The organism is bacterium, from assembly GCA_041648665.1.
Lineage (GTDB): Bacteria > UBA10199 > UBA10199 > 2-02-FULL-44-16 > JAAZCA01 > JAFGMW01.
On the sequence record JBAZOP010000034.1, the window covers coordinates 19,491 to 32,766 of the forward strand.

Here is a 13,276-nt window from a genome sequence, read left to right on the forward strand (position 1 = left end):
TGATGCGCATCACCTCATGCGCATGTTCCTCTCTATGAGCTTGCCCTTGACCTGGCACTGTCCGTTCGCATCGAACCCGCTGCCCCCGGTATATGCCATGCCGGACAGAAAGCAGATAAATTCGTCAAGCAAGCTCGGCTCGCTGGTGTAGGTGCTCTCGCCTGCAGCGGGGATTTTCTTCTCACCGTCGGCGACCGTGCGCTTGTCCGCACTCACCGAATAGTAATTCTTGGTCGCATTCACACAGGTCACTCTTCCATCATATAATTCGCCCATCTCCCTCTCCTTTCAGTATGAAAAATTATGCCATTAAGCTGAATGAATATGCACCAAGCCGTATAATTGCAAGGATTTTTTACATAAATTTTGGTGATTTTATTGATAAAGAAAGGCTAAAAATACCGCAAAAACCTTAATAACTAATTGTATTTTATATGTTTTTTGCGGAAAAAGAGGAAAAAGATGAGCAGCACAGGCAGGCCAAACATAATTATGCAACTGGCCCCGTCCGCTGTCCCGGCTGTGGAGAGCTCGCAGCCGCCATCGCCCCCGCCGCCGTCGAGGTCGCCGGTGCCGTGGTACGCGGAGGTGTCCTCACCCACGGACTCCATGATGCTCACGCCGTTCACCTTGCCCGCGCCCCAGGTGTTCGCAGGATCCGGCGTCTTCACCGTCATGCCCGAGGTCAAGGCCCCTGCCTGAAGCGCCGTCCTCACCTGATCGACCGAGAGCGTATTGTTGCGCTGGAGCAGGAGCGCCACGATGCCGGCCAGGTGCGGCGACGCCATGGAAGTGCCGGCGTTCTTGAAGTGGGTCTCGCCGACCTTGATCGAGCTGGAGACGTACGAATCAGTGGCCTTGCTGGAGATGACGGGCTCGCCCGGCGTCACCACGTCCGGCTTGGTGCGCCCGTCCGCCGTAGGACCAAGGCTCGAGAACCCCGAGACATCGTTTGTCACCGAGCCCGTGCCGCCGGGGGCTGAGAGGTCGGACTGATCGTAGGTGACTCCGTTGTCGCCGGTCCACTCGCTCACGCCGGAGCCTACCGGCTTCTCCTGCATCCAGCTGCCGGCGGAGATCACGCCGACCGCGGTGGAAGGGATCGTGGCCGTGTAGAGGCTGTCCCCGTCGCCGAGATTGTAGCCGGTGTAGGTGGCGCCTGCGCCAACATCGTGGCCTGCGCCCGCCATCCCCTTGAGGAAGTCGTGCACGGACACGTGGTCATAGTAGAGCCACATGTTGCCCGTGCACGCGGCACTCGTGGCGCGGATCACCACGTCGAACCACCGCGTCTCGAGATCGTCGGACAGGATGCCGCTGTTCGGCGAGAAGATCACGGTCGCATGCGGCTTTTCGTTCCTGATGTCCGATGAATCCACGTCGATGCTGACGGTGGAGACCGCGTCCGAGGCCACGTTGGCGTTCGACGAGTCGACTGAGAACGTGATGTCGGCCGTGCCGAACGACGCGTCGTCGGTCGTGGCGAGCCCAGGGAAGGTGAAATCATACGTCTCGCGGCCCTGCGTGTATGCGAAAGCCGCGATGGAACAGGCGCCGGATTGCCCCGTGCTCAGCCATACGTCGGCGAGCGTGCCGCCGACGTATGTCGCGGCCGCGGTCGCCCCGCTCCATATGCCTATCCTGTATCCCCTGCTCTCGCCGGCCGGAACGTCGATGGAGGCGTGTATGCCGCCAACGTAATCGCGGCGGGCTTCCGGCTGCGCAGCCGGAGTCACCTGCTCGTTGCCCGCGGCGCCCACCACTATCCTCCCGGGTGCTGCGGATGTCAGTTCCGTGAGCCCCTGCTCGAGCAGCGAGGTCCCGTCGTGCGCGCCGAGCGAAGTGCCGAGGCTCAAGTTCACGACGCACGGCTTGTCCATAACGTCCGCCTTGGTGAAGATCGCGGAGACCCCCTCGATCACGGCGGTGGCAAGGGATGTGGAGCCCGCGTTGCTGGTGCTGGCGTCGGTGGCGGAATTGAAGACAAACATGATGTCCGCGTTGGGGGCGAGCCCGGTGTAAGTGGAATCGCCGCTCGCGGCTATCCCGGTGACGTGCGTGCCGTGGGTCGTGCCCTGCCCCCCGTCCTCTATCGTGCAGGTCCCAGCCTGTATCGCGGTGTGCGTGCACTCTACGGCCCCGCCCGCGACGGTCTGCCTTAAGTATTGGACCCTGTTCTTTCCGATCGCGGTCGTGAAATCCGGATGCCCGTAGTCGAGGCCGTCGTCCACGACGCCCACGATCACGTTGGTCCCGTCGTACGCCACGCCGAGGGCGCTCCCGTCCTGGACGGCCACGGTGTTGGTCGCCGTGCGGGCCGTCTCCATCTTGCTGGAGAGCGGCGCGGCCGCCTCCACGACGACGACCTCCTCGCGCGCAGCGAGCGCCTCGGCGAAGTCGGGCGGTATATGCGCCGCCAGCGTCGACCCGTCGCCGGACCTGACCTTTATCGCAGTTGCGCGGCCGCCCATGTCCTCTATCGCCGCGATCGTCGCGAGCGCATCTTTGGTGCGGACGAGACACGGGATGAAGATCGTCCCGCCCTCTCTCACCGCAGCCTTTGACCACGAGGTCTGAGCGCCCGACGATACGGATTTCGACATCCTGCGCATCATGAGGTCCATCTCGCCGGCGATCGCGGCATGCGAGAAAACGAGCGTGAAGATCGCGAGCGCTGCCGCATAGGCAAAGATTTTTATCGTGCGCATCATAGTGCCCCCATTGATCAGCTGCATTCGGGAACGTCTATAAAATCGACGATCGACTTTTCCCTCATGAGCGTCCTGATATCCACCAGCTCCTCCAGAGGCCATCTCTCGGAGAGCGCCTTCACCTCATCCTCGTCCAAGCCCTCTATGTCGTAGCCCGCCCTGATGAGCTCCGTCAATATCGCAGCCTCTCTTTTCCCCGCCACCCGGTTGTAGTGGTCCTTGAAGAAAGCGAGCTTCCCCTCCCTCGCCAGCACCGGCCTGTACACCACATGCACCGGAACCGGCCTGTCGAATTTCACGGTGAAGGTCTTCCACCCCTGTTTCTCGTATTGCTCCCTGAGCGCGGGATCGCATTGGGATGAAAACCTCTGCTGAAGATACCACGCCATGTCCGTCACGTCGCGATTGTGCATCCTCATGCAGCCGTGCGAGGCCGGCCTGCCCACGGACCAGGGCTTGTTGGTGCCGTGAAAGAGGATCTCCCTGGACAGTGCCATCTTGGCCAGCCCCATCGGGTTCCCCGGGCCGGGGGGCGTCGGTTTCTCGCCCTTTGCCCACGGCGCGTCCGGCGGGTACCACCACGGATTCCACTCCGCGCCCTTTATCGCGGTCGCCTGCTCCGGCGTGGGATACACCCCCTGCCCTATGGCCACCCTCCTTCGGAATTTGGGGATGCCGTCTTCGTAGAGCGTGAGCTCCGTGGCCGGTATGTTGACCTCTATCAGGATCTCCCCGGCATCCTTGCAAAAACTCTCCGGCGTTTCCCCGGCGGCCTCGACGCCGGTCACCTTCATCTCCCCCTTCGGCCCCTGCGTCGAAGAAGGCTTGTAATGGAATGCGAGCGCCGCGGCAAAGGCCATGACAGCGAACATGGCCGCCGCTAGAATGAACTCATCTGAGATGTCTCTTCCCTTTAGTATCACGCCTATTCGCCGACTATGACTTTGAGTATGTCGTCCACGTCTTCGATGGGAGCGGTCGTCGAGGGCCGCTTTTGCGGCTTGACCGGCGCAGGCTTCGGCGAAGCGCTTTTCTCCACAGCCTGCGCCGATTTTTCGGCCTTCGCCTTCGCCTTCTCCGCCTTCTCTGCCTTCGCCGCTTCCGCCTCTTCCTTCTTCTTCGCCTCCAGGGCCGCCTGCTCCTGCGCCCTCAGCCTCTCGCCCGTCTGCATGCGCTCCGTAAACTTCTTCTCCAGGAGCTGGAATTCAGGCTTCGCTAGCCTGCCGCCGATCTCGACAGGTATCACGAACGTCCCGTCCTTCTCCAGCAGCGCCTTCGACGCAGCCGGATCAGGGACCATCTTCTTGGCGACGTCGGCGGCGAGCACGATCTCGCCCTCGCCCTTGAGCGAAGAAGTGGAATCAACGGCAGCGCTCCCCCTGGCGGAATATCCCTCTCCGTTCCACGATGCGTTCTGCGCGGACACGAGCCCCTTCGAGATTTCAAAACCGGCCTTGAGCTCCAGCCCCTCCTCCGAGGCGACAGAGGCCTTCAGCAGGGCGGCGCCATCGATGCGAAGCCCCGAGGATACGGAGATCTGCTTCGTCAGCTCCTCGGTCAGAAGCCCCCTGGCCGCGTCGACGATCGGCCCTGAAAATTTTTGCGCCACCAGCGTGCCCGACATGACTAGGTTGTCAGTCATCGAATATCTGTCCACGCCGGAGGTGACCACCTTCGCCGCCAGCTCGATCTTGCCCAGGATGGCTCCCCCCAGCGACCTTACGGCAGCGGAATCGAGGTCGTGCGCGACCACCTCGAACTCCATGGAGGGCGTTCCTGAAGTGACCACCTTGCCTGTGCCGGAAAAATTGCCCGAAGCGAAGGCGCCCTTTATGGATGCGATCGATATCGCCTCCGCCTGGCGCTCGAAGCTGCACTCCATATTCTCGACCGCGATGCCCGCTGCGGAGGCCTTCGCAGCCTCGATCCTGCCGGCGATCGTCATCGGCGCAGGCGAGGCTATCTCGCCGGCGATCTTGATGTCGGCGCCAAACTCGCCCAGGTCGACCATCCCCTGCATCCCCGGCAGGAAGAGCCTGAGGGCCTCCTCGCCGAGCAGCGCGCCGGAAAGATTCAGCGAAGATGTGATGCCGGCGTCGCGCCTCGCCTCCCCTGCGATGGAAAACTCGCTCGAAGCCACGGTGACGCTGCCCGAAGCGATCGAGAGCGCTGCGTCGGAGAGCACCCCTGCGACGGACGCCTTGAAGGGCGACCCCTGCTCCTTCTTGAAAGCCTGGCCCACGGCCACCTCTGCGTTCCTGGCATCGAGGCTCAGCTCCACCTCGCCGGCGCTCGCAGTGCCTTTGTACTTCGCGTCAAAGGCAGCGGTCCCTTTCCAGGACACGGTCGGGGGTAGCCCCCTCCCGAGATACGCGAGTGCCGCATCCGCCGCAGCGGGCGCAAGGTTGGGCGACGCGACGTGAATATCCATCGAGGCCGGGGTGAATCCGTAGCTCAAAACGAGATCGCCCGCAAACTGGGAGCCGTTGAAATACGCAGCGAGCCTCTTTACTGTGAGCTCACGGCGCGCTCGGTCCATGGAGATGCTGCCGCCTATGCTCAGGTTGGGCCTGGCGGAATTCCCCGTGACGCCGCTCAAACGCACGTTCGCACCCGGAGTCGCGCCGGAGCGTATCTTCTTCACGGAGAGCGAGGCGTCGGTGATCGATATCTGCTGCGGCAAAGAATCGGCGTCGATCGTTATGCGGCCCCTGATCATGTCGATCTTCTCGATCTTGAGCGATCCTGTTTCGATCCCATCGCCCCCGGCCTCCTCGGCATATGCCGGGCCGACGATGGCAGGGAAGATGTTCCAGGAAGAGGGCCCCGGCTCCTCGATCGAGGGCGCGGGCATGGAGCGGATTTCAGGCCCTGAGCCGGGAGGGGAAGATCCCGGAGAAGAGTCAGGCGGAGACGCGGCCGGGGCCTGCGAAGGTTCGGCAGGGGCTGCCATGGACTTTATCGTCTGATCGTATTGCACATCCCCCGGCTGCTCTATCTTCAGCATCGTGCCGATGTTGGAGACCCCTTGGGAAAATTTGATGTTGATCTCGGCGCCCCTCACGTCAACGCCCGTGACTATCTTGCCCCTGAGCAGCGCCGGGAACGCAAGGCTACCGGTTATCTTTTCCGCCTGCAGGAGGGTCATGCCCTGGAAAGGGGGCGCGTCGGATATGAGCCTGAAACCCTCTATCGTGTATCCGGGATACGGGATGAGCCTGAACTTGAAGCGGTCGATCTCGACCCTGGCCTTAAGCTGCGCCTTGAGCGATTCTTCGATGATGCCCTGGTAGGTCGAACTGGGTATGAGCCTGGGCCCTATCGCAGCCAGGATGAGGATCAATCCGACGACCGCTGTGACGATCACGATGGCCCTGCGCACACCACCCCCCCTGCTCAGTGATGGATCCTCTCCTTCAGCTCTTCCAGCAACATGACCACGAGGCCGTGCACTCGCTTTGGAAGCCCGTCAGGTATCACGTGGGTCTTGAGAACCTCCATGAAGACGTCCAGGGCCTGCCGCACCTCGCCCACGTTCAGCGGCTCGCCGCCGGCGTGCACGAGCATGTCCCTGTATCGCAGGGAGGTGGTGACCAGCATCGAGAAGAAATCGCGGGTATCGTCGTCCGCGTCCTTGAAATGCTCCCTGATCCTCTCGAAGAGCTCGCCCGCGTCCTTCTCGTCCAGCTCGCGCTGCAGCTTCTCCTCATCCATGTCCTTCGGCTTCATGGGTCCTCAGCGCCCTTTTAGGCCATGCTAAGGCCAGAATGGCAAGCATTAAAAAACCTTGAGACCTGACCTGCGATTGGCTATCAAGCCCCTGGCTCATGAAAGGCATATTCATCACATTCGAAGGCATCGAAGGTTCGGGCAAGAGCACCCAGATCAAACTCCTGGCCCGGCATCTCGCACAGCTCGGACGCGACGCGCTGCTCACGAGGGAGCCGGGGGGCACGAAGATCGGGGAGAAGATCCGCTCCGTGCTCCTGGACGCCTCACACCAGGGCATGACCCCGATCACCGAGCTGATGCTCTACGCAGCCGCCCGGCGCCAACACGTGGAGGAGGTCATCGAGCCTGCGCTGCGCGAGGGCAGGATCGTGCTGTGCGACCGCTACGCCGACGCCACCACGGCGTACCAGGGCGCGGCCCGCAGGATAGACCCGGCGCTGATAAAGACGGTGCACCAGGTGGCGACCGGCGGGCTGATGCCGGAGCTCACCCTGCTTTTGGATCTGCCGGCAAAGGACGGGCTTGCGCGGGCGATCGAACGCAATGCTAACGACAACACCGAACCGGGCCACGACCGCTTCGAGCGCGAGGCCATCGAATTCCACGAACGCGTGCGCGCAGGCTATCTCGCCATAGCGCGCGAAGAGCCGAAGAGAGTCATCGTGGTCGATGCGCAAGGCGGCGCCGAGGAATTGCACAAGAAGATATCGGCCATCGTGGAAAAACATATCGACTATGTGGTCAAACATCATAGGGCATAAGAAGCAGATAGAACAGCTGAGGCGCTCGCTTGCGGCTCGAATGCTGCCGAACGCCTATGTGTTCGCGGGCCCGGCCGGAGTCGGCAAACGGCTGGTGGCGAACGCGTTCACGGCGGCGCTATTCTGCCCGGAGGCTCCGGCCCGAGGCCACGACGCATGCGGCGAATGCATAGACTGCCGCAAACTCGCATCCGGCAACCACCCTGACCTCTTCGTGCTGGCTCCGGAGGAGTCGGAGCGCGGCGTGACCAGCAACATAAAGGTCGAGCCCGCGATCGAGCTCCTGCACAAGCTCATGTTCAAACCGCTGGAGGCTCCGGCAAAGGTGGCGATCATCGACGGCGCGGACAGGCTGCTTGCGCACGCCGCGAACTCGCTGCTCAAGTGTCTGGAGGAGCCGCCGGAGCGGACGCACTTCATACTCATCACCCCGATGCCGCACAAGCTCCTCCCCACCATACGCTCGCGCTGCCAGTTCCTCGCCTTTCCCCCGCTTCCCGAGGCGGATGTCGCGGAGGCGATAGCGCGGCTCCGCTCGGCGCCGATGGAGGACGCGACGAGGATAGCGCGACTGGCGCAGGGGAGTCTGGGGCTGGCGATGGAGCTGGAGCCTGGCTTCGTGACCGAGATCCTGGATCGCTTCGTGCCTCTCTTTTCAAAGGCCTCGACAGCCGACGTCATCGAGACCGCACAGGCGTTCTCTTCGCTGGGTCAGGAGAAGATAACGCTCGTGTTCGACATACTGGCCAGCTGGTACCGGGACCTGCTGAGGCTCAAGGCGACATCGAACTCATGCGACGCAATCCATCCTGAGGCCGCCCGGATGGCGCCCATTCACTCTGAGACGAGGCTCATGCAGGGCCTGGCCAGGCTCAATACGGCGAGGCTTGCGGCCGATACAGCCGCAAATAAACAGTTGATGTTTGAGAATCTTCTGTTTACGCTGACCGCCTGAACAAGGGAAAGGATGAGAGATGGCCCTGCACAGCAGGGCTGTTTTTTCGCATGGATATGCAGGAACAACCGACACAGGACAGCACGAAGACAGAGGGCCCGAGCGAGCAGGCCGAGGCCAAAAAGCGCTTGGCCGTCTGGATAAAATTCCGCACCGCAGGCAGCGTCTATACCTTTGCGACCGACGACGCCACGCTCAAGCGCGACGAGCGCGTGGTGCTCGAGGCGGACGAGGGGACCTCATTCGGGATCGTGGCGGCCCCTCCGAAAGAGGTCTGCGAGAAGGAGCTGCCGCAAAACGTGAAGAAGGTCTTGAGGCGTTTCACCGAGGAGGACGAGGAGATCGCGGCAAAGCAGAGGGAGCGCGCGCTCGAGTGTTTCGAGGCATGCCGCGAGAGGATCAAGGCCAGGTCGCTCCCCATGAAGCTCGTGGATGTCGAGATATCCGACAGCGGGCGCAAGGCGGTCTTCATCTTCTTCGCAGAGGAGCGCGTGGATTTCAGGACCCTGGTAAAGGACCTGGCCGGCGTCCTCCGCATGCGCATCGAGATGCGCCAGGTGGGTTCGCGCGACGAGTCCAAGATCATCGGCTGCATCGGACCGTGCGGGCTCACCACCTGCTGCTCGACACATCTCAGACAGTTCAAGTCCATATCGATCTCCATGGCCAAGCACCAGGGGCTGGCGCCAAACCCGGCGAAGCTGACCGGCATGTGCGGCAAACTGAAATGTTGTCTCGACTACGAGAGCGCGGTCTATGAGGCCTGCCGCCACGGGCTCCCCAAGGTCGGGGCCGCGGTCCGATGCCCCAGCGGTCCCGGCAAGGTCGTGGGCCACAACGTGCTCAAGCGCGAGTGCACAGTGAAGCTCTACGGAGGGGGCGAGGCGCGCTTCGCGTGCGACCAGTGCCAGGCCCTCTCCCAGCAAGAGCGCGAGACTGCGATCGATTCCGCGCGCCAGGCGCGCGAGGAGGGCGAGGAGCGCAGGCGTCTGGGGGGAAGGGACAAGAGGCGCAGGGACAGGGGCCGCAGGGAACCGATAAATGCCAAAGAACCCGAAAAAAAATAAATTCTACATCACCACGGCGATCGACTACGTCAACAGCCTGCCCCACATAGGCACTGCGTACGAGAAGATCGGCGCGGACGTGCTCGCGCGTTGGCACCGCATGCTGGGCGACGAGGTCCACTTCCAGATGGGCAATGACGAGCACTCGATCAACGTCTGGAAGGCTGCGAAGGAGAAGGGACTCTCGCCCAAGGAATACTGCGATGAAATGCGCGGCCGGTTCGAGTCGATCTGGAAGAGCCTCGAGCTCTCATACGACGGGTTCATCCAGACCTCCGACCCTCACCACGAAAAGGGAGTGAAGAAACTCTTCAAGGCCATCATGGACAAGGGCGACATCTACAAGTCGCGCTACGAGGGATGGTATTGCGAATCGTGCGAGGCGTTCCTCACGGAGAAGGACCTCGAAGGGGGACTGTGCCCCAACCACAAGTCGAAGCCGACCTGGCTCGCTGAGGAAAACTACTTCTTCGCGCTCTCGAAATACCGCGACGATCTCCTCGCCCACATAAAAAAGAACCCGGAATTCATACTCCCCGACATCAGGCGCAACGAGATCCTCTCCCTGCTGGGCGAAGGGCTGCAGGACATATCGGTATCGCGATCTTCGTTCGACTGGGGCGTAGCGCTCCCCGACGACCCCGAGCATATCGTCTACGTCTGGTTCGACGCGCTGATAAACTACGTGACCGCAGTCGGCTACGGCTGGGACGACGAGATGTTCGCAAAGTGGTGGCCCGCGGACATGCACGTGATCGGCAAGGACATCACCAGGTTCCACTGCGTGATATGGCCCGCCATGCTCATGAGCGCTGGGATACCTCTCCCGAAGACGATCTTCGGCCACGGCTTCGTCTATCTAAAAGGCGAGAAGATGAGCAAGACGCTGGGCAACGTGGTGACGCCCATGGACGTGATCGACAAGTACGGTGCGGACCCCCTGCGCTACTATCTCATGCGCGAGGGTGGATTCGGCCGCGATTCCGACTTCACGTGGGAACATTTCATCGAGCGCTACAACGGCGACCTGGCAAACGGCATCGGCAACCTCGTGGCCAGGACGATCGGGATGGCTACCAGATACCAAGACGGCAAAATCTCCCCTCCTGCGAATCCATCATTCGAAGGCGAGCTGAAAGACAAGACCGACGGTCTCCTGGAAAAAGTGGGGGCAGCGCTCGATCACACGAGCGGCGAGGTCGATTTTCACCAGGCGCTCGCGGCGATATGGGAAGTCATGGCAGCCGCCGACAGGCACATCAACGATGAAAAGCCGTGGGAGAAGGCGAAGGCTGGCAAAACAGAGGAGATAAACGCGGTGCTCTGGCGTGTGGCCACGGCCTTGCGAAGCACCACGATCCTTCTCTCGCCGTTCATGCCAGGCACCGCCCTCTCGATCTGGGACGCGATGGGCTTTGAGTCGACCGGCGCGCTGAATGCACAGACGACCGACGATCGCAATCTTGCATTCGGTGCGCTGGACAAGACCATCACCGTGAAGGCAAGCACCGGTCTATTCCCGAGGATAGAGGAAGAGAAAAAGGAAACAGAAACAGAGGAGCCGAAAACCGAACCGAAGAAACAGAAGGAGAAGAAGGAGGGGAAGATGATCGCAGCGGGCCAGATAGAGATAACCGACTTCGCGAAGGTGGATCTTCGGGTCGCGGAGATAATCGCCGCCGAGAAGGTCGAGGGCGCGGACAAGCTGCTCAAACTCAAGGTGACGCTCGGCGAGGAAGAGCGCCAGATCGTGGCCGGCATCGCCAAACATTACGCGCCGGAGGAACTCATCGGCAAACGCATCGTGGTCGTCGCTAACTTGAAGCCCGCCACGCTGCGCGGCATCGAATCGCAGGGCATGCTTCTCGCCGCCTCCGACGAAACCACCGTCTCCATCCTCACTCCGCTCAAGGAAGTCAAAGTCGGGTCAAAGGTAAAATAAGAACAGCATTGTCATTGCGAGAAGCATAGCGACGAAGCAATCTCCTGGAGTCCTCAGACGGAGGGGTTTGGTGCGCTCTTCTCGCTTTCGCTCGTCGCCTCAGAGTCAATATGGATGTCTTTTCATCTCAATCCCCCGCCCCCTTTTGCTCCGTGACGGGGTGTTCACTTTCCCACCTTCTTTGGGGTCATTCCTAAATATTCTCCATCCACTCCGGCAGGTCATAATCGAGCTTCAGGAAAGGATCGCCGTATTTGGTGATGATATCGTCTCTGATGAATTCGATTATTCTAGGATAGATTTCCTCGACCCCGCTTTGAATTTCATGAAATTTCAGCGATTCGCCCATCCGCTTTACGTATTCGGTAACATCCGCAAGCCCGGCATCGATAGCCTCCATTATGTCGGTGCGATCCTGCGGCCGTCGCGGCCAACCTTTGAAATGGGAAAAGGTCTTTGAAACGCAGACGTCGACCGGATGAAGGCGTGAAACCGCAATCGAGGCCAAACTCTTTTCATCTATAAAGCGGGGTCGTGGCGGAAGCCATGCGACGCCTCTCTCGACCAGATCCAGATAGAGCCCATGCCGCAACTCCCCAGGGCTCCCCTTTCCAAACTCAGCCTTGAGAAACGCCTCTACTTCCGAAGACTCCTCGTCTGAAAGAGCTCCGACCTTCAACAACTCCTCAAGCGCATCGACGTCCTTCGTCCCGCGATCGGGCAATCCCGCCATCTCGAGCGCAGAGCGGCCGATGAGCTTGAGAGGGAGAGAAAGCTCGCCGAATCGTTCGCCCAGCGATCGGTCGATATCTTCAAACAATGCATCGTAGCTATTCATTGCCGAGGCTCGCGTTTATGAACAGGGAGACTTCGTTTGAGCTCTTGAGGGAGAAATTAAGAGCGGGCGCTGTCTTGAATCTATTCAATATCCCCTCCTTGAGTTTATCGATAGTGCGACTTACCAGCTCGCGCTCGCGCGAAGGGCGCTTTACCCTCGGAAGAGCTTTCCTGAGCAATTCGAGCAACGAGAGGAGATATCGCGCCAGTTCTTCGTGCTGTATGACAGCACTCGCCCTCAGTGTATTGAGCTCGCCCTTGGCAGCATGGCTGTAGATCGTCGTGGCAAGGGCGGCGGCGAACCTGGGGTCGTCCACCTCGTAGAGCGCAGCGTTCAGAAAATCTTCATACGTCTTGTAATGCGCCTTGATGTCGATCCCCCGCTTTGCCTTGAGATGAGTCGCCCCGTACTGCACGAGCCCTGCGCGCAGGATATCCCGGTCGTCGTGGACAGTCGGGCTCTGCTCTCCCACGAAGAAGGAGATGGGTCGATTGAAGCTCCTTGCGATGAAGAAGAGGTTTTCGGCCGAGATCGAACCAGCGCCGGATTCGATGCGCGAAACAGTAGGCTGGGTCACGCCGATCACCTTCGCGAGGTACTGCGCACTTATCCCCTCCTCCTCGCGGAGCCTTCGGATCGCCCTCCCGATCCTGCTGCGCAGCTCTCTCACTTCGGTGGTAGCCATGGGATAAGCATGACATATCCATGCTTATTTGTATATATCAAAAGATAATTATTCGATAAGTTGATATATTTTAGATGCTTTATTCATAACTGCATATTTTATGCATTGTCGCATGATTATTTGATATATACTAATAATATTGGACAGTTGGAATAAATATCTGACAGGACTCGAATTCGAATTTCAAATTGGGGAGTTCGGGAAGCTGTGCGGCAGGAAGTGGCTTCCTGTTGACTCTACGAGGTGAGAATTTCAGAATGACAACAGGGATCTGAATCGCTGCGGAACTTTACAACATCAGGTCATCGAAGTCCGGGAGGGTGTCCACGACGGGACCTTCGTCCTTCGGCTTGGGACGCGGGCGCGGGCGCGCAGGCGCGGGCTTTGAGAAGCCGTGGCGGTAGAGCGGCAGGTCCTCGGAGTTCCCCTTCACCACGTCTATCCTTCGCCTGGTCTGGCGCTCCCACTTCTTGAGCGCCTTCTCGAGCAGCGGCTGGTTCATGGACCACAGGAGCGCGTTCTCCCCTTCCATCTTCTGCTCTGCGAAGAGCCGATATCCCAGGGAATACGTCTGAAACCCGGTCT

Annotated in this window: 12 protein-coding genes; 4 read left to right on the plus strand and 8 right to left on the minus strand. The window is 60.5% G+C overall.

The genetic code is table 11. The features are described from left to right. Positions 1 to 9 precede the first annotated feature (9 nt). The 5 genes from WC683_11460 to WC683_11480 form a co-directional block, all read right to left on the minus strand. Entirely contained in the window at positions 10 to 276 is a 267-nt protein-coding gene (locus WC683_11460) for a hypothetical protein (protein ID MFA4973223.1), read from the minus strand. A gap of 143 nt (positions 277 to 419) precedes the next feature. Next, positions 420 to 2,708, minus strand: coding sequence for a S8 family serine peptidase (locus WC683_11465; protein MFA4973224.1), 2,289 nt, complete (start codon positions 2,706 to 2,708; stop codon positions 420 to 422). 17 nt (positions 2,709 to 2,725) lie between these two features. After that, a complete protein-coding gene (locus WC683_11470) occupies positions 2,726 to 3,634 on the minus strand; it encodes a L,D-transpeptidase (protein ID MFA4973225.1) in 909 nt (302 codons plus the stop codon). Positions 3,635 to 3,636: 2 nt separating this feature from the next. Continuing rightward, complete coding sequence (locus tag WC683_11475) at positions 3,637 to 6,093, minus strand: hypothetical protein (GenBank protein MFA4973226.1); 2,457 nt, start codon at positions 6,091 to 6,093, stop codon at positions 3,637 to 3,639. A 14-nt stretch (positions 6,094 to 6,107) separates the two neighbouring features. Then, positions 6,108 to 6,440, minus strand: a complete 333-nt coding sequence (locus WC683_11480; GenBank protein MFA4973227.1) for a hypothetical protein — start codon at positions 6,438 to 6,440, stop codon at positions 6,108 to 6,110. A gap of 98 nt (positions 6,441 to 6,538) precedes the next feature. Here WC683_11480 and tmk point away from each other — a divergent pair, with 98 nt between their 5' ends. The 4 genes from tmk to metG are packed head-to-tail and all read left to right on the plus strand — an operon-like array spanning position 6,539 to position 11,168. After that, positions 6,539 to 7,204 (plus strand): dTMP kinase, encoded by a 666-nt coding sequence (tmk, locus tag WC683_11485; GenBank protein ID MFA4973228.1) that lies wholly within the window; start codon positions 6,539 to 6,541, stop codon positions 7,202 to 7,204. Then, complete coding sequence (holB, locus tag WC683_11490; GenBank protein ID MFA4973229.1) at positions 7,179 to 8,159, plus strand: DNA polymerase III subunit delta'; 981 nt, start codon at positions 7,179 to 7,181, stop codon at positions 8,157 to 8,159. The genes tmk and holB overlap by 26 nt, the downstream gene beginning before the upstream one ends. 56 nt (positions 8,160 to 8,215) lie before the next feature. After that, entirely contained in the window at positions 8,216 to 9,226 is a 1,011-nt protein-coding gene (gene ricT, locus WC683_11495; protein MFA4973230.1) for a regulatory iron-sulfur-containing complex subunit RicT, read from the plus strand. Beyond that, on the plus strand, positions 9,201 to 11,168 hold the full coding sequence (gene metG, locus WC683_11500) for a methionine--tRNA ligase (protein ID MFA4973231.1): 1,968 nt from the start codon (positions 9,201 to 9,203) through the stop codon (positions 11,166 to 11,168). Before ricT ends, metG begins: the two co-directional genes overlap by 26 nt. A 193-nt stretch (positions 11,169 to 11,361) precedes the next feature. Here the strand turns inward: metG and WC683_11505 are convergent, their stop codons facing one another. From WC683_11505 to WC683_11515, 3 genes are all read right to left on the minus strand, one after another. Continuing rightward, the gene (locus WC683_11505) at positions 11,362 to 11,901 is read right to left on the minus strand and encodes a hypothetical protein (protein MFA4973232.1); all 540 of its coding nucleotides are present in this window, start codon (positions 11,899 to 11,901) and stop codon (positions 11,362 to 11,364) included. A gap of 97 nt (positions 11,902 to 11,998) precedes the next feature. Further along, on the minus strand, positions 11,999 to 12,691 hold the full coding sequence (locus WC683_11510) for a helix-turn-helix transcriptional regulator (protein ID MFA4973233.1): 693 nt from the start codon (positions 12,689 to 12,691) through the stop codon (positions 11,999 to 12,001). Positions 12,692 to 12,980: 289 nt separating this feature from the next. Then, positions 12,981 to 13,276, minus strand: a 296-nt coding sequence (locus tag WC683_11515) for a hypothetical protein (GenBank protein ID MFA4973234.1), incomplete at its 5' end; no start/stop codon positions are given.

Excerpts from the sequence above, each read along its gene's own strand:
- tmk (MFA4973228.1), top strand. The coding sequence starts at position 6,539 with ATGAAAGGCATATTCATCACATTCGAAGGCATCGAAGGTTCGGGCAAG.
- metG (MFA4973231.1), top strand. The coding sequence starts at position 9,201 with ATGCCAAAGAACCCGAAAAAAAATAAATTCTACATCACCACGGCGATC.
- WC683_11460 (MFA4973223.1), bottom strand. The coding sequence starts at position 276 with ATGGGCGAATTATATGATGGAAGAGTGACCTGTGTGAATGCGACCAAG.
- holB (MFA4973229.1), top strand. The coding sequence starts at position 7,179 with ATGTGGTCAAACATCATAGGGCATAAGAAGCAGATAGAACAGCTGAGG.
- WC683_11480 (MFA4973227.1), bottom strand. The coding sequence starts at position 6,440 with ATGAAGCCGAAGGACATGGATGAGGAGAAGCTGCAGCGCGAGCTGGAC.
- ricT (MFA4973230.1), top strand. The coding sequence starts at position 8,216 with ATGCAGGAACAACCGACACAGGACAGCACGAAGACAGAGGGCCCGAGC.
- WC683_11505 (MFA4973232.1), bottom strand. The coding sequence starts at position 11,901 with ATGGCGGGATTGCCCGATCGCGGGACGAAGGACGTCGATGCGCTTGAG.
- WC683_11465 (MFA4973224.1), bottom strand. The coding sequence starts at position 2,708 with ATGCGCACGATAAAAATCTTTGCCTATGCGGCAGCGCTCGCGATCTTC.
- WC683_11510 (MFA4973233.1), bottom strand. The coding sequence starts at position 12,691 with ATGGCTACCACCGAAGTGAGAGAGCTGCGCAGCAGGATCGGGAGGGCG.